Origin of the sequence: Methanospirillum hungatei JF-1, from assembly GCF_000013445.1 — an archaeon.
Taxonomy (GTDB): domain Archaea; phylum Halobacteriota; class Methanomicrobia; order Methanomicrobiales; family Methanospirillaceae; genus Methanospirillum; species Methanospirillum hungatei.
Window position 1 is genome coordinate 2,881,867 of the sequence record NC_007796.1, and the last position, 19,349, is coordinate 2,901,215.

Consider the following 19,349-nt stretch of genomic DNA (forward strand, 5'->3'; position numbering starts at 1 on the left):
AAGGTGGTAGACACAACCATATATAGATATCTATTTCGCGGGCTGATACTGGTGCAGATTCTGTCCAGTCATGGGCATGAAGAGGCATCCTTTGAAAAACCTCTATTACAAGTCAAATGGAATACGTACTCACAGGTTAGTCTTCATGACGGGAGTTCCAGATATTCTTTGGCTTGAGGAGATCCGTAAAGAGGATATTCCATCAGTTGGCGGAAAAGGTGCCTCACTTGGGGAGATGGCCTCTATCGGGCTTCCGGTTCCCCCTGCTTTTGTCGTTACCAGCCAGGCATTCAGACGATTTTTAGTCCAGACAGGGCTTGAAGAGCCACTCTATAAAATTCTGGAATCATTGAATGTGGATGATAATGATGCGCTTGAATCTGCGGCACAAAAGGCCAAGGATCTGGTCCTTCAGGCAAAGATGCCAGAAGACCTCAAGAGCGAGATAGGGATCGCATATGAAAAACTCTCCAGGACAGGTGATGTCGTAGCTGCCCGGTCGAGCGCGACTGCAGAGGATCTTCCTGATGCAAGTTTCGCCGGGCAGCAGGAGACGATCCTGAACATTAAAGGGATTGAACACCTTCTGAAAGGAATCCATGAATGCTGGGCCTCACTCTATGGTGCCCGTGCCATTTATTACCGGGCAAAGCAGGGGTTTGATCACCATTCTGTGAATATTGCGGTGGTAGTACAGCAGCTGATTCCTTCTGAAAAAGCAGGAGTAATGTTCACCTCCCATCCGGTGACCGGTGAACCATTAGCCATCATCGAGGGATCCTGGGGACTTGGAGAAGCCGTTGTATCAGGAGCAGTATCACCAGACAATTACGTCTTTGATCGGAGACTTGAGCGGACAATTGACCGGCTCATCTCTCCAAAAATGATCGAGATCGTCGCTGATGGTACGTATGGGACCATCACACGAAATGTGGAGAAGTCACGGCAGGAACAGCAGATCCTCTCTGATGATGAGGTGAAAAGACTTGCAACCTATGGTATTGTCTCTGAAGAGCATTACGGGGTTCCTCAGGACATGGAATGGGCGATTGTGGGGGATAAGATATACATCCTTCAGTCCCGCCCTATCACAACCATCAAAGGTGCAACAGGCATGAAGAAAGAAACAAAAGCAGGTTCTGCTGATACGGTTATCCTTCAGGGTCAGGGTGCATCTCCAGGGATTGCCAGCGGTCCGGTTATCATCATTGAGGATGTCAAAGATATCGGAAAGGTAAAAGAAGGTGACATCATGGTCACCCGCATGACCAATCCTGATATGGTCCCGGCGATGCGTAAAGTTGCAGCCATTGTCACTGATGAGGGAGGAATGACCTGTCATGCAGCCATCGTCTCCCGTGAACTCGGGACACCGGCAGTCGTAGGAACACGAAAAGCTACCCAAACCCTTACCGACGGACAGGTCATCACCGTTGATGGTGAGAAAGGCCTCATCTATGACGGGGTAATCGCCCAGCAGACTCCTGACGCAGGAACTGCGAAGGTCCAGATCGCCTCGGCACCCGCCAAGATTATAACAGCAACATCTGTCAAGGTCAATGTCTCAATGCCTGAGGCCGCCCAGCGTGCCGCCGCAACCGGTGCTGACGGTGTGGGGCTTCTTCGGATTGAACATCTTATCCTTGGCCTCAATAAAACCCCCAACTGGTATATCCAGAACCACCGGGAAGAGGAGTTCATCACAGAACTTATGAACGGAATCAAGGTCGTCCTTGATGCATTCCCCGGAAAACCGGTATGGGTCAGGACTCTTGACGCACCGACCGACGAGTTTAGAAACATGCAGGGCGGGGAGAACGAACCTATTGAGCACAACCCCATGCTTGGATGGCGAGGAATCCGCAGGGATCTTCAAAGCCCGGCACAGTTCAGACTTCAGATTGATACCTTCAAACGGCTGTGGGACCTTGGATATGATAACCTTGGTATCATGTTCCCGATGGTATCTCATCCCCGTGAGTTTATTCAGGCTAAGGAACTCTTCAGACAGGCCGGCGTAGATGTCGAAAATGTCGACCTTGGTATCATGATCGAGATTCCGGCTAGTGCAGTCCTTGTTGAGGATTTCATCAAGGCAGGGATCAAATTTGCATCATTCGGAACCAATGACCTGATCCAGTACACCATCGCCATTGACCGGAACAATGAGAATGTCACCGATATGTACTGGCCAAAACACCCTGCAGTCCTTGCCCTGATTGATCAGGCGATCCAGGCCTGCCGGAAAGGAGGAGTAGAAGTTTCAATCTGCGGGCAGGCAGGAAGTGAACCTGACATGGTCACCTGGCTTGTTGAACACGGCATCACAAGCGTCTCATCCAATATCGATGCAATTGCCAAGATCCGCGAGACCGTTGCACGGACCGAGCAACGGATCATCCTTGATGCGGCGAGAAGACCTTATGGATGCTGAAGGGCTCTCAACCGACGAACTTTTTTGTTTTTTACAGGCGAAGCGGAATGAGGACTTTTCCTATTCGCATATCCTCTCCTCCATGTGTACAACACCCCATCCGGTAGCGGTACAGGCACATAACCTCTTTATGGAGACAAACCTTGGAGATCCCGGGTTATTTCCGGGTACGGCCACCCTTGAGGACCGGCTGATCCGGTGGTTTGCAGATCTCTACCATGAGCCATCTGCTGGCGGATGCACAACGTCCGGGGGAACTGAGTCAAATATCCAGGTGCTGAGATTTTGTAAGAAAACAAAAAATGTGAAGGAACCAAATATCATCGTCCCCGCGTCGGCACACTTCTCATTTGAGAAGGCATGCGGGATGATGGATATTGAGATGAGGGTGGTCCCGGTAGACGAACAATACCGGATGAAGACCGATGCAGCAGGAGAACTCATCGATAAGAATACCTGCTGTATTGTTGGTGTTGCCGGAACCACGGAGTACGGGATGACCGACCCTATCCCGGCCCTTGGAAAATTGGCTGAACAGGAGGGAGTCCATCTCCATGTGGATGCGGCGTTTGGCGGATATGTCCTCCCCTTTCTTGATGATGCCCCCCCCTTTGATTTTTCAGTCCCCGGAGTTGGATCCATCGCAGTAGATCCACACAAAATGGGATTAAGCACCATACCGTCCGGAGTCCTGATGGTGCGTGATGAGCGGGTCTTTTGTAATCTCCTGGTGGAGACACCATACCTCACCACAAAGCAGGCATACAGCCTGACCGGAACACGACCTGGTGCATCGGTGGCTGCAGCATATGCCGTTATGGCCTATCTTGGACGAAAAGGGATGAAGGCTCTTGTCACCGGCTGTATGGAGAATACCAGGCGGATGATTGAAGGCATGGAGGCATTTGGTGTTCACAGAAAGGTTACCCCGGATGTCAATGTTGCAACTTTTGAGCATGTCAGTGTTCCCTCCCCTTGGGTGGTCTCATACACACGGAAAGGCGACCTTCGTATCGTCTGTATGCCTCATGTCACCCGCGATGTTGTGGAAGCATTCCTGTCAGATTTTGGAGAATCATATGTATCCCATATTAGTTAATTCACTTCTTACCTGCCCGATTGTTAAAAAGGGCGAATATAACTATTTTGTCCATCCCATCACTGATGGAATACCAGATATCGATCCTGGCCTGCTTCGGGAGATTGCCGTTGGTATGATCCGTCTTCTGGATCTTACTGATGTGAAATATATCGTGACCGCAGAGGCCATGGGAATACCGATTGCAACTGCTATCTCCCTCATGACCGATATACCGGTGAACATCATCAGGAAACGGAAATACGGCCTTCCTGGTGAGTGTGATGTCTGCCAGGTCACCGGGTACTCGAAGGGTGAGATGTATATCAACGGGATCTGTACAGGGGATCGTATCGTCATCGTTGATGATGTCATCAGCACCGGGGGGACCATGAACGGGATTATCAAATCTCTCCAGAGTATTGGTGCAGAGATCGCAGATATCGGCTTTGTGATTAAGAAAGGAAATCCCAGTCTGAAGCTCCCCTACTCCTATCTGGTCTCCATAGAAGTGACCGACCGGGTGAGGATCATTGATCAGTCTTTCTGACCTGCATGAGCGGCTGAAAACCAGGGGATGTCATACTGTGGCACTCCAGGCACCGGAGGGGTTAAAACGATTTCTCCCCCGGCTTGCCCATGACCTGCGCCATCTCGGGTATGAGGTCATCATCAGCGGGGATCCCTGTTATGGTGCCTGTGATCTTGACCTTCGTGCACGGGATCGGGCAGATGTGCTGGTTCATATCGGGCATACACCGGTTGATAACACGAAACAGGTTATCTATGAACTTTGGCCGGTTGACGGTGACCTCACGGTAATCAGTGACGTTATCCCGCGGCTGAATGGGAGAAGGGTCGGACTGGTAACAACCATCCAGCACATCCATCTTCTTCCAAGGGTTGCTGAACTCATCAGAAATGCCGGGATTGAGCCGGTTATCGCCGAGCCATCACCACGGACCCCCTGTCCTGGCCAGGTGCTCGGATGTTCGTTTAATGCTGCACGAAAGACAGGGACTGATGAGATCATCTTTCTCGGAACCGGCCTTTTCCATCCCATCGGCATCCAACTTGCAACCAGGGCACGGGTATTTGCCTGTGATCCCATAACCGGGAGGATTGAAGAGCCGGATGCAGACCGGCTGCTCAGGGTTCGGTTTGGCCTTATCCAGAAAGCACAAAATGCTGAATCCTTTGGCATCATCGTCTCATCAAAGACCGGCCAGTGCAGATCTGAACTGGCAGATTATCTCTGTACTCTTTCAGATAAGGCATACCGGATCATGCTCGGAGAGGTATCGCCAGACCAGCTCCTGAACCTTGGATTTCCCTGTTATGTGAATACCGCATGTCCCAGACTTGCATACGATGACCAGGTCAGGTTCTCTGTGCCGGTTCTGACTCCCTGTGAGTTTGAGATACTCTGCGGGGTCAGGAAATTTGAAACGTACGAAGTGGACGAGATATCATGAAACTCAGGCAGCTTGAGATGCTGCTCCAACGGGTCTCTGGCTTTGATAATCCTTCAGCAGAACGGGAACAATATCAGACACCGGCACCACTTGCTGCACGACTCATCCATATGGCCATGCTTGCAGGAGACATCACTGACCGCACGGTACTGGACCTTGGATGTGGGACCGGCATTCTGGCGATTGGTGCTGCACTTCTCGGAGCCGAAGTCGTAGCGGTTGAGGATGATGTGGAAGCTATCAGGATAGCCGAAGCCAACGCCAGAGACCTTGGATGCAGCATCAGATTTATCAAAACCGATGTAGCCGGTGAGGAGGCCCTAGCCCTTATTCCTGATTGTGACACGGTTATCATGAACCCCCCGTTCGGGGCACAGACCGAACATGCTGACCGGCCGTTCCTTGACATGGCTCTTTTGAAGGCACATGTCATCTATGGGATCTTTAATGCAGGATCCGGCCCTTTTATCACCGAATATATCCGGGGTAGGGGCGAGATAACCACTTCAGTGCTTGCAGGCCTTACGATACCCCGGACCTTCTGGTTTCATACCCGTGACCGGTATGAGATACCGGTTGAGATACACGTAATCAGACGAAACTAAAAGAGAATATCTGTGCAGAGACTCCTCTGCATCTTTTTTTAATCCTTGACGAGGATAAAACCGATTCCGGCGAGCATGATACCAATGAGCAGGGCAACAATCCCGATTGCACCCTTGACGACATTGATGACATCAGGAAGGAAAAACCAGATACCATAGGCACCACCAATGACAAGCAGGATGCCGACAATTAACATTCCAAGTCCCATTTTATCCATATAGATTATCCTCCAGTCTTGAATTACAATACACGTTTGTTTCAAGGATAGTAATAAACCATTCCCAAATATCGGATTTTTACCTTGACTTTGACCACATCAGTCTTCAGGGGAGAAATATTCTGCCACCAGCAGAACGCACACATCTGCACCACCGGCGAGAAGGGTTATCATCTCCCTGGGCAAATCACGGGCAGTACGGTCAGCATAGATACCAATGGTCCGCCCGCAGGTGAAGGATGAACGTCTCCAGACCAGGTCAGTCGGATGAGTAAGTGAAAGACCGGGATCTCCCCGTGAAGTTATCTGCACTTCATACGGGCCGCAACTCAGTGTGGTGGTAAGCCGACAATCCGGATGGTGCAATGCATCACGAAATCTACGGCTGAGATCCAGCGCTCCTTTGTCAGCTCCCACCGCGATAATACAACTGCCTGCCAGGGAAAGTTCATCCTCTTTCGTTATCTCAAAGGTTGTGCGATGAGTTGCAGTTACATTCGGATGCCCGTGAGCAGTAAGATACTCCTCTTCCCTGACCATGTATTTACACACTCTCTTCCATGTGTAATCAATGGATCTGGTAGATGCCTATTGTGCAACTTGTAAAGAAGAGACAGAACAGGAGGTTCTGAGTGAATCACGCGATCTCATCATCCGCTGCACCGTCTGCGGACTGACATCCCGAAGACCCCTGCCGCCTGAACCTGAACCGGTGTATATCAAAACCATCGTCAGCAGAGAAGCCGAATCATTCGTCGCGAAGGCTGAACTGATGAAAGGAGAGGTTGTCGAAGTCGGTGACTACATCGTTGCCGAACGGGATGACGGAGAGGGCGCCGGTGTCGAGATCATGTCACTGGAAGTTGGTAATAAGCGGGTACAGAAAGCCGTTGCCGAGGAGATAAACACCATCTGGTCACGGGCAATCGACGAGGTCATTGTCAGAATCTCTGTTCATGACGGAAAAAAGACAATCCCGATGTACGTTGCCTGTGACGGGGATGACCGGTTTACGATAGATGAGATTGTATCCATTGACCGGGTCAGGGCAAGAATCGATCATATCTGCCTCAGGAACGGCATGATTCAAAGAAGAAAAGGAAAATATGAAGTGGCAAACCGCATCAAACGGATTTATGCCTACCGGCTATAGCCGGTTTTATGATGTTGTCAGTTTGGTCAGTGTGATCTCTACCGTTGGATATCCGTAATTTAACGTGATATTTGCTGCATCCCGGTCAATAACGGTTGCAGTCCTGATATATGACGTCGGGGTTGCATTATCCAGGGGGATCTGTGGCTGGTCAATGAATGCCAGTGGAACCTGATCTCCTTTCTTGACATTTGCAAAACTCTCTCCGGTGATATTGACAAACTGTTCAATGCTCATCTGCCTGGACATCTGTCCTGCATACGGGTAGGTCAGAACCTTTGAATCACCAACACCCATGCCGGCAATCGAGTTACTGATCATATCAACCTCAGGGCCGAAGAGACCAAACTCCATGACTCCGTATTCATTATACGGGTTTACGACCTGAATCGGAATAAGATCCTCGCCTGATGAGACATTGACTCTGACCGGAAGTGAATTTGCCTTAAAGGTCATGACCGACGGGTCCTGTGCCTTGGTGATTACAGAAAGGACACTGGTTACGACCGGACGGTCCTGCGCGTCACGGAAGGTAAAATCAACGAGTGCAGTGTTTCCCGGCTTTGCCTGAGTAAAGATGTTCAGCCATGACATACCGAACATTGATACAACCATAAAGACAGCCATCAGAACACAGACTGCGACGATTCCAATTTTCGTCCAGTTTGTCTCTTCTTTCTTTTCTGAAGGCTGGTGGCGGAATCCTTTCATTCCTATTACGTAAACCCTGCCGGAAGATAAAGGATGCAACTTGATATTGACCGGTCAGGTATCAGGATATTTCCCAGGTTTTGAAACGATGGATTCATACCTGCAAACGGTGAGTAGATTCGTATGGAAAAAAAGAGGGTCCGTGATTACATGACCACCGACGTGGATACCGTCGCTCTGACGGGGACCGCGCGAGAGGTAATCCATGCAATCAGGGTCACCTCTCATGACGGGTTCCCGGTTGTTGACGGGAATGTTGTAGTGGGATATATTGCTGCACGGGATCTCCTGTTTGTGCACCCGGATACTCCGGTCAGAGAGATCATGAGCCATCATCTCATCGTTGCAGATCCCGAGATGGCTATCAGCGATGTTGCCAGGGTTATCATCCGCTCAGGTATTCAGAAACTGCCGGTTGTAAATGAGAAGAATGAACTGCTTGGCATCATCTCCAATACTGACGTCGTGCGATCCCAGATAGAACATGTCTCTCCAGAGAAGGTCTACAAACTGATGGATACCATCGAACGGCTCCATGAGATAAAACCACACCTGTCAAAAGGACCGGTCCAGGTCCATATGCTCCTTCCCACCCAGTCTCGGATCTACATGGACGAACTCGAAGGCAGGATTTATGAGATTAAAAAAGGACTTGCTGAACCGGTCATCGTGATAAAAAAGCCGGGCCGTCTTATCCTGGTCGACGGGCATCACCGGGCGGTCGCTGCAAGAAGACTCGGGATCAAGATTCTTGAGGCATATATCATCGAGATCCTGGAAAATCTGGAACTTGGTCTTGAGCGGACGGCAAAAGCGATGAACCTCAAAACCATCGATGACATCCAGATCATGGACTATGCCCGCCATCCTCTTGTTGCCGGAACACACCGGTTTGGAGGGGTGGGGACCGTAGTCCCTGAATCTCAGGATCCCTCACACCGCGTATCATAGGAATCATTGAGCATATGTTCGGTCACGGTCGTTCCATCAGGGATCACCATATCCGGCCAGATGCGGGTATTTGAGTGAACAGTCACCCGGTTTCTGATAACCGTCCGGGGACCGATGACAGACCCATGCTCAATGCTGCATGAGTCACCGATCATCGCCTCATTATCGATAATCGCACCTGACACCGACGTTCCCTGCCCGATGACCACCCGGTTATAGAAGGAAGAGGAGAGGACGCGGACATTGTTCCGGATAATGCAGTTCTTCCCTATTGATGTGTATGGCCCGATGAGGACATTGTCCCCAATAGATGTCCCGCTCCCGATAGCAACCGGTCCGATGATCCGACTGTTATGCCCGACATAGATGGATCCGCCAAAGTCTACCGGACCCTGAATGTGGGCGTTTTTGATATCCATATCACCGGAGATGTTTGCATAGCTCATCTCCTGGAGTTTCCATTTTTCTGCAAGCCGGAGGGATGCCGGGCTTCCGACATCAGACCAGTTCCCCCGTGCAAGCCATCCGTCAAGGATCATGCCCTTTTCCATGAGCAGTGGGAAGAGGTTTTTTGCAAAGTCGAACTTGGTCCCATCAGGAATGTAATCAAAGATATCAGGAGAACAGACATACATCCCGGTTGAGGCAAGGTTTGAGAAGATCTCACCCGGACCAGGCTTTTCCCTGAACCGTCGGATTCTGTTATCCACATCAATCTCGGCTATGCCATACTCGGAGGGATCATCAACACTGATAAGCCCAATGGTGATAATAGGTGAGTGTTTGAGATGTTCGCGGTAAAATTCCAGGAGATTGATATCGGTTAAGTGGTCACCGCCGACGACCAGGAATGGCTTTTCACCAAGGAGATGACGGGCATTTTTCACACTCCCGGCCGTTCCGAGCTTTGTCTCCTCATACACGTAATTGATGGTAGCACCGAACAGGGCTCCATCTCCCAGCGCCTGCTCTATTGCATCGCTCTTGTACCCGACGGTGATGATGATATCATGAAATCCAAGGTTTGAGAGATGGGATACCAGATGCTCTATTGAAGGTTTGTTAACGATTGAGATGCATGGTTTCGGGCGTTCAAACGTAAGCGGACGGAGGCGTGTTCCCTCGCCACCGCACATGATACAGACCTTCATATCGAGTATGTAGGATCTGCGGACATTTAAGGATATGACAAATGCAGGGTTTCAAAACCCAAAAATGATTACAGACTGTCCAGACTGACCGAGTCAAAGTCCTGGACAACCTCAGAGATATCCTTAACGCCGAACGCGGTTTTCACGGCGGTAATCTCGAGCTCTGATGCGATGCCACACATATAATCAAGCACGTCAATTGAGAGTTCCTTCTTTACTTTACTCTGTTTTAACTGCTCGACCAGGTGACCGATCATCTCCACGTCTTCACCACGAAGCTTGGCAAGGCTGATGACACACATGTATATCCGGGTCAGATTCCTGTCGGTACCCGTGATCGTGTCAAAGAAGTTCTTTAAAACCTGGGCCTGATACACCTCGCCGCCCATATGTAATCCATTATATTAGTTCATTAGTATAAAAAGATGCGGATTTATTTTGCGGTACTGACGATCTTGATGATATCGCCATCTTTTAAGACTGCACTCTCTTTAATCCGCATCTTTGTCTTTGCATCGATTGCATACAAAAATCCCTTTCCAATATCGGTATGCACCTGGTAGGCAAGATCATGCGGGGTTGATCCCTTCTTCATCAGGAAGGCATCAGGAAGAACCCTGCCCTGACCGTCTGTCAGATGCGTCTCATCCTCAACCGGATACAGGACGATCATATCCAACAGCTCAAAGACCGCCCGGTTGATGATCTCCTGCACTCCCGTACCGCCATGTGCATCCATATAGGCCTTCATCTTCATAAGACCTGCTTTCTGGGCATCGCTCAGTTTTCCCTTGTCAGGAATGGAGAAGGATGCATCACCCGGATGATAGATGATCATATGCGATGCGGCAGCGGTCCGGAGAGCGAGTTCTGCTGCGCCCGATGTCAGGATGGCACCTGAATCCTTCACCTTTGTGAGTAGTTCTGGAGAGGCAAGATCTGCCTTATTACCGGCGATAATCATCGGTTTTGCTTTTCGCATCAGGATTTTTGAAAATTCAATCAGATCACCGGATGCTGTCAGCCTGAGCTCTATCCCTGCCTCACGCTCTGCCTCCATCACATGTTCCTCCTGAATGGAGAGGCCGGCAAGGATATCGGCAAGTCCTGCATAGATGGAGAATGAGCGAGACTGGGCCTGTCTCTGCATCTTTGGCCAATGCTTTTCGATGATCCCAAAAAGCCACATCGCCATCTCGGTCTTGAGCATGGGGATCTCTTCAAGGGGATCATGACTCCCCGGATTATCCGGATTTCCTTCAATGTCCGTACTACCGCTAGCATCGATGACCTGAATGATGGCATCGGCCTGACGAAGGTGGTCAAGGAACTGGTTTCCAAGACCCTTCCCGGTATGTGCCTCGGGCACCAGGCCTGCAACATCAATCAGGTGGACGGCAATATATCTGATCCCATCTGCGCAAACGCCACACCGGTGCGCAAGACTGGTACAGGGGCAGGGAACCCGTACATAGGCAACCCCCCGGTTTGCATCAATTGTCGTGAACGGATAATTGGCAATCTCGGCCGGTGCCATGGTTGCTGCCCGATATAATGTCGATTTGCCACAGTTTGGTTTTCCAGCAAGTGCGAGGGTGATCATAGATGGTCCTCAAATCCCAGTGCGAACTAACAGGTATGTATGGGATACTGCACCAAAAAAGTGTATTATTTTGATAAACCAGGTGAAGCCAACACCAGGGATGCGATCAGGATTGGTGCTGAACGTGCACAGGAACTTGGAATTTCCACGATACTCGTGCCAAGCACGAGTGGTGAGACCGCACGGGTGGCATATGAAGAACTGAAAGGAACACCCCTTCATCTTGTGATTGTAACCCATGTTGTCGGTTTTTCAAACCCCGGAGTTTGGGAGTTTGATGCAGACCTAGCAGCAGACCTCAGAAAAGCCGGAGTGACGATAATTACCGGCACTCATGTCCTGTCAGGCCTGGAGCGCGCATTTTCGTCCTCACCCAAAGTCAGCGGGGGATCGCGAAGTGAAGCGGTTGCAGAAGCACTTCGCAGGATCATCGCGGTTGGACTGAAGGTGGCCGTTGAGTGCACCCTTATTGCGGCAGACCAGGGTGCTATCGGCGTATCGGATGAGGTCATTGCCCTTGGAGGGACCGCGAGCGGAGTCGATACCGTCTGTGTTATCAAACCGTCTCACACCCAGAGATTTTTCGATCTCCAGGTCAGGGAGATCGTCGCAATGCCACGGGACAGATAAATTATGTTATCAGTATTACCCCTGACCATCAAGAATACGATGCGCCATCTCTTCAGAAGGCCGATCGTCTGGATACCGGGAATATACGCGGGGTGTATTGCAGCCCTTGTCATCTGGCTTGAGTTCACCGGCGGGATGTTTCTTGCCGGAAAGATTGCCATGCTGGGCGCAATTGCATTCCCGTTCTTTCTTAGTGTGCTCAATTATCATTTAGAAACCGATGAGAAGAACATGAAGATCCTGGTCACGGTCGCCCTTCGGGGTTATTTTCCGATTGTTCTTCCGGTCATAGTCCTTGCTGGTTTCGTTGTCGTGCTAGCACTCCTGCTAAGCGTTCCTCTGTCTATCATGGGATATGGGAGTGATCCCTTTGCTCTGACCGGGCTCATGCTGGGGATTGGCATTCCGGCTCTGCTCTTCTCACTCTATATTGACAACGTCGCGGTATGTGAGCGGACAAAGATATTTGGCACCCTGAAACGGAGCATGGAACTTGTCACAGTTAAAATTATCACCGCCATCTGGTTTTTTGTTGTCAGCGGGATTATTGCAGTAATCGTATCCGTCTTCGGAGCATTCCTGTGGGGAGCGATTCTTGGGAGCCGGTTTACCCAGTTCATTGAGATGAATCTGACCCAGCAGCAGGAGGTATTTTCACAGTATACCCTGACCGACTGGCAGGCTCTCATCGGGCCGGAAGGGATAATTGTTACCGCACTGGTCTTTGGATTTGTTACGTTTCTTCTCGTACCAAGCCTGTTTATCTTCAAATACGAGTGTTATCTGGATGCAACTGATGTTGTCTGGGATTTATCAGGGGAAAGGGATGAAAAGGGAAGACATTTCAGGCTTTAACCGGTTTACCCGGTAAAAAAGGATAGTATTGCCCAGAGAACGGCAGTAATTATCGCTCCCCCCAAAGTTGCAAGGAAATTGGTTCCTGCATTCCCCCACATATGCTTATTTTCAAAGAGTTCTCCAAGCAGACTGTCAAGATTCGTACCGATAAATCCGCCGATCATTGCTGCGACAAATAGTGAAAAGTCAGCGACTCCGAGCAGCACACCACAGGCTGATATAAAGATCGCGCCAAAAAGTCCTGCTACCTCTCCTAAAAAGGAGACGCCACCATTTGTTCCTTCAGGGACCGGCTGGAGTGTAGTAATAAGGCGGGGTTTGCCTGAACATACACCGATCTCACCTGCAACGGTGTCTGCTGCAGCAGTTGCAACACTCCCGAGATATGCCGCAATGAAAACCGGGTGCTGGGTGACACCATAACCAATAGCAGCGCAGACAGATACCAGGCCATTCGCAAACACATTGACATATCCCCTGGCACCTCCTTTCGCCTCTTCCACATGGAGCGACCTTTTATAATCCATCTGGTACCGGGTAGCAACCGCCCCAAGAATGAAAAACGCGAGCATAATCAGGAACCACGATATCCCTGCAAAAACGATGAGAATGACCCCGACAAGGGCAGCTGAGAAGAGCCCGGGGATGTCAGCGGTCTTCAGCCGGTAGGCAAAATAACTAAACCCGAAGGCAATCACAACGGCGGTTCCGACTAGAGGAAATGCAGCCTCATACTCAAGATCTTCAATAAGAAGCATAACCAGTGCCACCACCACCAGTTCAATGGCGGTTGCATTTCTCTGTGAACCCAGGATTGAATGAAGGAGGACACAAACCGTTGCACCGACAACGGCGGAAAGCCAGGATTGCTCTCCCAGATACTCCATCACAAATGCCGTGATAAGAAGAGCACAGATAAACGACAGGGCATATTCAATAGTTTTCCCACCCGTCAGGGAGAAGACCAGCTCCTTGGTTGTAACAATGAGGATCGCAGCATATAAAACAAAAACCGGGAGGATTCCAATAAGACCAAGCACCCCGATGAACCCGAGTGCTATCGAGAGCCATTTTTCAGCTGTTCTAAACCATATAGACAGGGCGGCAATGATAACCAGGAGTCCCGGAACCCCGGTCGGGAGATAGGGTGATATTATCAGGAGAAGAACCGCCAGAATAAATGCAATCCATCTCACTGTGTGCAACATAGGGTACGTATTTAGCTAGTCACTCAATATAATCTATCCAGAGCCCTTCCGAAACCCTATAACCTCCGGCATCGATGGGTACGAAGGAGTCACTTTCCTATGCAGGATTTCAATACTGGTTACATTTTACGAAGATTTACATTCATAATTGCACTTATTTTTAGTCTTACATTCATGGTATCAGCAGGACCTACCTACGCACCAACCGAGGGAAAAAATCCTCTGAAAGTATATTTTACCTTCCCCGGCGGAGAAGAGTGTGATTCAGTCAAATGGAACTTCGGAGATGGAAATACATCAAAAGCAATCACCACGGATCATACCTATTACTCTCTTGGCATGTACTATCCGACCTGCTGGTGTGAACTCCCTGGTGCCAATACCTCCTATACGTATGACTATGTATATGTTATCCCCTGGTCATCCAGTATCAGGGACAGCATCACCGGTGGAAGACCAAAACAGACCGTGGTAAACAGGACATCAGTGGGGCTTGACTTTACCTCCTTGAAAAAACAAGCCCAAGGACTTGCTGCCATCGGTGAGATGAGGTACGCAGCCGATGCATATGCAGATCTGAAATCCCTTGGAACACTTGATTCAGAAACTCTCAGCTCCTACGGAGATGTCCTTACAGGTCTTGGACGGCTGACCGAAGCAGAAGTGATATATAATGAAGCCCTTGCTGAAAAGGATTCAGCCCCTATCCTCAAGAAACTTGCAGATGTCCTCTTCTCTCTTGGAAAGACGAAAGAGGCCATCGATGTGATGAACCGGACTCTGGTCCTTGCACCGGATGATGCCGGGGCATATGCTTCATATGCGTCATTTCTTCAGAAGGCAGGAAAAACCCCGGAAGCGCTTGATGCGTTTAATCAGTCTTTCAAACTTCTCGATGCGCAGCCTGAAATCTGGTCGGAGTATGCGGATCTTCTTTCATCCCTTGGCAGGTACAACGAAGCAGCTGATGCCTATGACCATGCAATAAAACTGGGTATGTTTGGCTCAGATATCTGGAACAACTATTCCCGGGTCCTGCAGAAACTGGGAAGAAAGGAGGAAGCTCAACGTGCGAAAGAGCAGGCGATGAATACCTACGCTCCGATAGCTCTATCCAGGTACAGTTCCAGTGACAGTATTCCCACGTGCGGTATCGGCTCACTCTGTTAACTCTTCTCCTTTTTCATACGCCCTAAACACCAGACATCAGGGACTGACATTCCATCATCTACATTACCCTTTACCTTCAAACGTATGGGCAATGTCTCGGGTCTTGCGGGAACTTCCCAAAACCTATGATTATCGTGAGGTGGAAGCACGATGGCAGCAGACGTGGAAGGATGAAGACGTCTACTTTAAAGAAGGTTCTGAAAAACCACAATTTGTCATTGATACGCCACCACCATACCCAACCGGGGAATTTCATATCGGAAATGCATTCAACTGGTGTTATATCGACTTTTTAGCCAGATACAAGCGAATGAAGGGGTACAATGTCATGTTCCCGCAGGGGTGGGACTGCCATGGCCTTCCAACCGAAGTGAAGGTTGAAGAGATCCACAAGATCACCAAAAATGATGTTGACCGGCAGAAGTTCCGTGAGATGTGTCGTGAACTGACGATTGGCAATATCAGGAAGATGCGGGCATCCATGCGCAGGATGGCTTTTTCAATCGACTGGAGCCACGAATACATCACCATGATGCCGGAGTACTTCGGCAAGACCCAGCTCTCATTTCTGCGGATGTACCACGCAGGGCAGATATACCAGTCTGACCATCCGGTTAACTTCTGTCCACGGTGTGAGACCGCCATCGCATTTGCCGAGGTCAATTACAGCGACCGTACAACAAAACTCAACTACTTCAACTTCTCCGGACTGGAGATCGCAACATCACGGCCGGAACTTCTGGCAGCCTGTGTGGCAGTTGCCGTCCATCCTGATGACGACCGGTATAAAGATCGAAAAGGCGAACACCTGAAAGTGCCCCTGTTCGGTCATGAGGTCCCCATCATCTGTGACGAAGCGGTAGACCCGTCCTTTGGTTCAGGGGCCGTTATGATCTGTACCTTTGGTGACAAGCAGGATGTCATCTGGTGGAAGGTCCATAATCTCCCGCTCAGAAAAGCAATAGACAAGACCGGTCATATGACCCAGATTGCCGGGAAGTATGAGGGGATGGATACCACCAGCTGCCGGGAAGCTATTCTTGCCGATATGAAGTCCGAAGGGATTCTGCTCCGTCAGGAACCACTCGAGCAGCGTGTCGGGACCTGCTGGCGGTGTAAGACACCTATTGAGATTCTCTCCGAGCATCAGTGGTTTGTCAGGATCCCGCATGAAGCCGCATTAAAAGCCGCAAAAGAGGTCAAATGGTACCCCGAGCATATGTTTCTCCGGATGGAGAACTGGATCTCCCAGATGGAGTGGGACTGGTGTATCTCACGGCAGCGGATCTTTGCTTCACCCATCCCGGTCTGGTTCTGTAAGGACTGTGGTGAGATCATCCTCCCGGAGGAGAGCGAACTGCCCGTTGATCCGACGGTTGATGCACCAAAGCGGCCATGCCCGAAATGTGGCAGCTCGAACTATATCCCTGAGACTGATGTCCTTGATACCTGGATGGACTCTTCCATCTCGGTGATGCACGTAACCGGCTGGGATGGAACACAAAAAGTGCCTCCCCTGTTCCCCGCACAGATTCGTCCACAGGGCCATGATATCATTCGGACTTGGGCATTTTACACGATACTTCGTGCAGTATCCCTCACCGGTGGCAAACCTTGGGAGCAGATCCTGGTAAACGGGATGGTTCTCGGAGAAGACGGATTTAAGATGAGTAAGAGCAGGGGCAATGTTACCGTCCCTGAAGAGATTCTAGAGCAGTACGGTGCTGACTCACTCCGTCAATGGGCTGCTCTTGGTGCTGCCACCGGCTCAGATATCCAGTTTAACTGGAATGACGTGGTCGCGGCAAACCGGTTCCTTACCAAGATGTGGAATATCTCACGCTTCGCCCTGATGCAGCTTGACCGGGCCCAATACAAGGCTGATGCACAGGTAACCGCTCTCGCAGACCGATGGCTTTTAACAAAATTAAGCCAGACCGTCCGGGATGTATCAGAATCCCTTGAAACCTACCAGTTTGACAAGGCTCTGAAAGCGATACGGGAGTTTGCATGGGATGTTCTAGCAGACAATTATATCGAGATCGTAAAGGGCAGGCTGTACTCGGATTCTGATACGCGTGACGGGGCCTGTGTTGCAATCCGGACATCCATGGATGCAATCTGCCGGATGCTTGCACCCTTTACCCCGTATTTTGCAGAAGAAGTCTGGTCCTTTATGGAGGAGAGTTCTGTTCATCAGCAACCCTGGGTAACATTCTCCTATGAAGATGAAGAAGCAGTCAGATCTGGTGAGATCCTGGTTCAGGTCATCTCCGAGATAAGACGGTACAAGCATGACAAAGGCCTTGCCCTGAATGCACCGCTCGGCAATGTGACCGTATATACCACTCTTGCAGTTGATGATGCAGGAGATGCAAGCACTGCATCTAATTGTACCCTTACCTGGAAGACCGGTATGCCTGAACTGACACAGGTAGTCAGCGGGGTGAAGTTTGACATGGGTATCATCGGCCCGAAGCTCAGAGGGAAGGCAAAAGGGTTCATGCAGGCAATCGAGGCATTACCAAAAGAGAGTCTTACATCTGTTCCGGCCATGATTACCGTCGATGGAGAAGAGATTGCAGTGCCTGAAGGTTCAGTAATTCCCCAGCTCTCCTATACCGTTGCAGGAGCCAGTGTCGACCTGATCCCTGTCAGTGACAGTCTGGTAATAACGATAGAGCAGTAACCCGGCTGTCAGAAATTATCAATCAACCTTTTTTCAATCCTCAAGTGGTGGGGGAAAATCAAATATCCTTCAGTGTTAAGCATATATACCATAAGTCTTTCCTAGCAATGACACTGACATCACTCACTATCCGGAATTTCAAAAAATTCGATGATGTGACGATACCTCTTGGAGACCCGGTGGTTTTTATCGGCCCGAATAATTCAGGAAAAACCACGGCCCTTCAGGCACTTACTCTTTTTGCGATCGGCATCTCCAAAATTCTCGGAAAAAAGGAGACTGACTTCCCTGATAAAGAAACACCAGGAATCACCATAAACCGCAGGGATCTTCTCGCGGTTCCTGTTCCTGCAGCCTCATTGCTCTGGCGTGATCTTCAGATACACAGAATGGCTCTGCCAGAGAGACAGCAGGCTACACCAGACATCCCGATTGTAATTATTGTTGAAGGAATTACCAACAATAAACCCTGGGTATGCGGTCTTGAATTTGATTATGCCAACCCGGAGTCTCTCTATTGTCGCCCGATAAAAGACAAAACCGGGCATGTATATCCTATTCCAAAAGAGATTACCGGGTTTGCCATAGCATTCCTTCCGCCGATGTCAGGTCTTGCAGCACATGAGATTAAGTTAGAGACCGGAGCCATTAACGTAAAGATAGGTGAAGGCAGAACAGCAGACGTTTTGAGAAATCTTTGTTATCAGATAAGTTCATCAAGCGATACTGAACCCTGGATTTCGGTTGTCAATACTATCAGAGAACTGTTTGGAGTCACCCTGCATCCTCCGGAGTACATTATTGAACGGGGGGAAATTACTATGGTCTATGAAGAGATGGGGACCGGAGTCATCCTTGATATCTCATCAGCAGGCAGGGGATTACATCAGACACTTCTCCTTCTTGCCTATGTGTACTCACATCCAGGAGCCGTTCTCCTTCTGGATGAACCGGATGCCCATCTTGAAATATTACGACAACGTCAGATCTTTAATCTCCTCATCCATTCTGCACGAAAAACAAACAGTCAGATCATTGCAGCAAGTCATTCTGAAGTTGTCCTGAATGAAGCAGCGGATAAGGCTGCTGTAGTGGCATTTATCGGGAAACCCCATCTTATCGAAAAGAAGGCAAGGCTTGAAAAGTCATGATAGAATGTCTTGTTGATGCAATCCCTCCCAGAGCATTTCGTGACCGGAATGATCGGTGGTGGTCTGAAACAAAGATGAGTGATGATTTCCTTGAACCACTCTTTGCCGAGTTTTTTAAAAAGTCAGGACAAAAAGTCCTGCTCAGCAAGGGTGGCTATTATGAAATTGCCCGATATATTAGCCCTGAGGAGATTGAACCTGAAGTGATTGAGAAACTGGACGCCATATATAAAATTGCATCCAATTTCAAAGAATGAACCAGGC

At 49.6% G+C, this 19,349-nt stretch carries 20 protein-coding genes; 13 read left to right on the forward strand and 7 right to left on the reverse strand.

The genetic code is table 11. From position 1 onward, the window contains the following. The first annotated feature begins 145 nt into the window (after window positions 1–145). The 5 genes from ppsA to MHUN_RS13640 are packed head-to-tail and all read left to right on the forward strand — an operon-like array spanning window position 146 to window position 5,592. The gene (gene ppsA, locus MHUN_RS13620; protein WP_011449564.1) at window positions 146–2,434 is read left to right on the forward strand and encodes a phosphoenolpyruvate synthase; all 2,289 of its coding nucleotides are present in this window, start codon (window positions 146–148) and stop codon (window positions 2,432–2,434) included. After that, window positions 2,424–3,533 carry a tyrosine decarboxylase MfnA gene (mfnA, locus tag MHUN_RS13625; RefSeq protein ID WP_011449565.1) on the forward strand — a complete coding sequence of 370 codons (1,110 nt, stop codon included), beginning with the start codon at window positions 2,424–2,426 and terminating at the stop codon, window positions 3,531–3,533. Before ppsA ends, mfnA begins: the two co-directional genes overlap by 11 nt. Next, window positions 3,514–4,062 (forward strand): hypoxanthine/guanine phosphoribosyltransferase, encoded by a 549-nt coding sequence (hpt, locus tag MHUN_RS13630; RefSeq protein ID WP_011449566.1) that lies wholly within the window; start codon window positions 3,514–3,516, stop codon window positions 4,060–4,062. Before mfnA ends, hpt begins: the two co-directional genes overlap by 20 nt. Then, complete coding sequence (dph2, locus tag MHUN_RS13635) at window positions 4,046–4,987, forward strand: diphthamide biosynthesis enzyme Dph2 (RefSeq protein WP_048067550.1); 942 nt, start codon at window positions 4,046–4,048, stop codon at window positions 4,985–4,987. The genes hpt and dph2 overlap by 17 nt, the downstream gene beginning before the upstream one ends. Beyond that, window positions 4,984–5,592 (forward strand): METTL5 family protein, encoded by a 609-nt coding sequence (locus MHUN_RS13640; RefSeq protein WP_011449568.1) that lies wholly within the window; start codon window positions 4,984–4,986, stop codon window positions 5,590–5,592. Before dph2 ends, MHUN_RS13640 begins: the two co-directional genes overlap by 4 nt. Window positions 5,593–5,630: 38 nt before the next feature. Here the strand turns inward: MHUN_RS13640 and MHUN_RS13645 are convergent, their stop codons facing one another. Both MHUN_RS13645 and MHUN_RS13650 read right to left on the reverse strand, forming a co-directional pair. Continuing rightward, window positions 5,631–5,810, reverse strand: a complete 180-nt coding sequence (locus MHUN_RS13645; RefSeq protein ID WP_048067551.1) for a hypothetical protein — start codon at window positions 5,808–5,810, stop codon at window positions 5,631–5,633. A gap of 99 nt (window positions 5,811–5,909) precedes the next feature. Beyond that, window positions 5,910–6,350, reverse strand: a complete 441-nt coding sequence (locus tag MHUN_RS13650; RefSeq protein ID WP_011449569.1) for a DUF371 domain-containing protein — start codon at window positions 6,348–6,350, stop codon at window positions 5,910–5,912. A 31-nt stretch (window positions 6,351–6,381) separates the two neighbouring features. Here MHUN_RS13650 and MHUN_RS13655 point away from each other — a divergent pair, with 31 nt between their 5' ends. After that, the gene (locus tag MHUN_RS13655) at window positions 6,382–6,963 is read left to right on the forward strand and encodes an HVO_0476 family zinc finger protein (protein ID WP_011449570.1); all 582 of its coding nucleotides are present in this window, start codon (window positions 6,382–6,384) and stop codon (window positions 6,961–6,963) included. A 6-nt stretch (window positions 6,964–6,969) separates the two neighbouring features. On the opposite strand, the gene MHUN_RS13660 is transcribed toward MHUN_RS13655, so the two are convergent. After that, window positions 6,970–7,674 carry a hypothetical protein gene (locus MHUN_RS13660; protein ID WP_011449571.1) on the reverse strand — a complete coding sequence of 235 codons (705 nt, stop codon included), beginning with the start codon at window positions 7,672–7,674 and terminating at the stop codon, window positions 6,970–6,972. Between the two features lie 123 nt (window positions 7,675–7,797). Here MHUN_RS13660 and MHUN_RS13665 point away from each other — a divergent pair, with 123 nt between their 5' ends. Beyond that, a complete protein-coding gene (locus MHUN_RS13665; protein WP_011449572.1) occupies window positions 7,798–8,625 on the forward strand; it encodes a CBS domain-containing protein in 828 nt (275 codons plus the stop codon). Here MHUN_RS13665 and MHUN_RS13670 read toward each other — a convergent pair. The 3 genes from MHUN_RS13670 to MHUN_RS13680 form a co-directional block, all read right to left on the reverse strand. After that, entirely contained in the window at window positions 8,598–9,776 is a 1,179-nt protein-coding gene (locus MHUN_RS13670; RefSeq protein WP_048067552.1) for a nucleotidyltransferase family protein, read from the reverse strand. The two genes, MHUN_RS13665 and MHUN_RS13670, sit on opposite strands and share 28 nt — an antisense overlap. A gap of 68 nt (window positions 9,777–9,844) precedes the next feature. Further along, window positions 9,845–10,165 carry a hypothetical protein gene (locus MHUN_RS13675; protein WP_011449574.1) on the reverse strand — a complete coding sequence of 107 codons (321 nt, stop codon included), beginning with the start codon at window positions 10,163–10,165 and terminating at the stop codon, window positions 9,845–9,847. Between the two features lie 44 nt (window positions 10,166–10,209). Continuing rightward, window positions 10,210–11,379: a redox-regulated ATPase YchF gene (locus tag MHUN_RS13680; protein ID WP_011449575.1), complete on the reverse strand. Its 1,170-nt coding sequence runs from the start codon at window positions 11,377–11,379 to the stop codon at window positions 10,210–10,212. A gap of 39 nt (window positions 11,380–11,418) precedes the next feature. Between MHUN_RS13680 and MHUN_RS13685 the strand changes: the two genes are divergently transcribed. Beyond that, complete coding sequence (locus MHUN_RS13685; protein ID WP_011449576.1) at window positions 11,419–12,009, forward strand: pyruvate kinase alpha/beta domain-containing protein; 591 nt, start codon at window positions 11,419–11,421, stop codon at window positions 12,007–12,009. A gap of 3 nt (window positions 12,010–12,012) precedes the next feature. After that, on the forward strand, window positions 12,013–12,864 hold the full coding sequence (locus MHUN_RS13690) for a hypothetical protein (protein ID WP_011449577.1): 852 nt from the start codon (window positions 12,013–12,015) through the stop codon (window positions 12,862–12,864). A 5-nt stretch (window positions 12,865–12,869) separates the two neighbouring features. Here MHUN_RS13690 and MHUN_RS13695 read toward each other — a convergent pair whose 3' ends face one another. Further along, on the reverse strand, window positions 12,870–14,075 hold the full coding sequence (locus MHUN_RS13695) for a TIGR00297 family protein (protein WP_011449578.1): 1,206 nt from the start codon (window positions 14,073–14,075) through the stop codon (window positions 12,870–12,872). A gap of 174 nt (window positions 14,076–14,249) precedes the next feature. On the opposite strand from MHUN_RS13695, the gene MHUN_RS13700 reads away from it, so the two are divergent. From MHUN_RS13700 to MHUN_RS13715, 4 genes are all read left to right on the forward strand, one after another. After that, window positions 14,250–15,245: a tetratricopeptide repeat protein gene (locus MHUN_RS13700; RefSeq protein WP_158498231.1), complete on the forward strand. Its 996-nt coding sequence runs from the start codon at window positions 14,250–14,252 to the stop codon at window positions 15,243–15,245. A 91-nt stretch (window positions 15,246–15,336) separates the two neighbouring features. Further along, a complete protein-coding gene (locus tag MHUN_RS13705; RefSeq protein WP_011449580.1) occupies window positions 15,337–17,934 on the forward strand; it encodes a valine--tRNA ligase in 2,598 nt (865 codons plus the stop codon). Between the two features lie 107 nt (window positions 17,935–18,041). Continuing rightward, on the forward strand, window positions 18,042–19,085 hold the full coding sequence (locus MHUN_RS13710; protein ID WP_011449581.1) for an ATP-dependent nuclease: 1,044 nt from the start codon (window positions 18,042–18,044) through the stop codon (window positions 19,083–19,085). After that, window positions 19,082–19,342, forward strand: a complete 261-nt coding sequence (locus MHUN_RS13715; RefSeq protein ID WP_011449582.1) for a hypothetical protein — start codon at window positions 19,082–19,084, stop codon at window positions 19,340–19,342. Before MHUN_RS13710 ends, MHUN_RS13715 begins: the two co-directional genes overlap by 4 nt. Window positions 19,343–19,349 lie beyond the last annotated feature (7 nt).

What these genes read in the sequence shown, in the direction of transcription:
- ppsA (WP_011449564.1), top strand. Translation starts at nt 146, where the DNA reads ATGACGGGAGTTCCAGATATTCTTTGGCTTGAGGAGATCCGTAAAGAG.
- mfnA (WP_011449565.1), top strand. Translation starts at nt 2,424, where the DNA reads ATGGATGCTGAAGGGCTCTCAACCGACGAACTTTTTTGTTTTTTACAG.
- hpt (WP_011449566.1), top strand. Translation starts at nt 3,514, where the DNA reads ATGTATCCCATATTAGTTAATTCACTTCTTACCTGCCCGATTGTTAAA.
- MHUN_RS13640 (WP_011449568.1), top strand. Translation starts at nt 4,984, where the DNA reads ATGAAACTCAGGCAGCTTGAGATGCTGCTCCAACGGGTCTCTGGCTTT.
- MHUN_RS13645 (WP_048067551.1), bottom strand. Translation starts at nt 5,810, where the DNA reads ATGGATAAAATGGGACTTGGAATGTTAATTGTCGGCATCCTGCTTGTC.
- MHUN_RS13650 (WP_011449569.1), bottom strand. Translation starts at nt 6,350, where the DNA reads ATGGTCAGGGAAGAGGAGTATCTTACTGCTCACGGGCATCCGAATGTA.
- MHUN_RS13655 (WP_011449570.1), top strand. Translation starts at nt 6,382, where the DNA reads ATGGATCTGGTAGATGCCTATTGTGCAACTTGTAAAGAAGAGACAGAA.
- MHUN_RS13660 (WP_011449571.1), bottom strand. Translation starts at nt 7,674, where the DNA reads ATGAAAGGATTCCGCCACCAGCCTTCAGAAAAGAAAGAAGAGACAAAC.
- MHUN_RS13665 (WP_011449572.1), top strand. Translation starts at nt 7,798, where the DNA reads ATGGAAAAAAAGAGGGTCCGTGATTACATGACCACCGACGTGGATACC.
- MHUN_RS13670 (WP_048067552.1), bottom strand. Translation starts at nt 9,776, where the DNA reads ATGAAGGTCTGTATCATGTGCGGTGGCGAGGGAACACGCCTCCGTCCG.
- MHUN_RS13675 (WP_011449574.1), bottom strand. Translation starts at nt 10,165, where the DNA reads ATGGGCGGCGAGGTGTATCAGGCCCAGGTTTTAAAGAACTTCTTTGAC.
- MHUN_RS13680 (WP_011449575.1), bottom strand. Translation starts at nt 11,379, where the DNA reads ATGATCACCCTCGCACTTGCTGGAAAACCAAACTGTGGCAAATCGACA.
- MHUN_RS13685 (WP_011449576.1), top strand. Translation starts at nt 11,419, where the DNA reads ATGGGATACTGCACCAAAAAAGTGTATTATTTTGATAAACCAGGTGAA.
- MHUN_RS13690 (WP_011449577.1), top strand. Translation starts at nt 12,013, where the DNA reads ATGTTATCAGTATTACCCCTGACCATCAAGAATACGATGCGCCATCTC.
- MHUN_RS13695 (WP_011449578.1), bottom strand. Translation starts at nt 14,075, where the DNA reads ATGTTGCACACAGTGAGATGGATTGCATTTATTCTGGCGGTTCTTCTC.
- MHUN_RS13700 (WP_158498231.1), top strand. Translation starts at nt 14,250, where the DNA reads ATGGTATCAGCAGGACCTACCTACGCACCAACCGAGGGAAAAAATCCT.
- MHUN_RS13705 (WP_011449580.1), top strand. Translation starts at nt 15,337, where the DNA reads ATGTCTCGGGTCTTGCGGGAACTTCCCAAAACCTATGATTATCGTGAG.
- MHUN_RS13710 (WP_011449581.1), top strand. Translation starts at nt 18,042, where the DNA reads ATGACACTGACATCACTCACTATCCGGAATTTCAAAAAATTCGATGAT.
- MHUN_RS13715 (WP_011449582.1), top strand. Translation starts at nt 19,082, where the DNA reads ATGATAGAATGTCTTGTTGATGCAATCCCTCCCAGAGCATTTCGTGAC.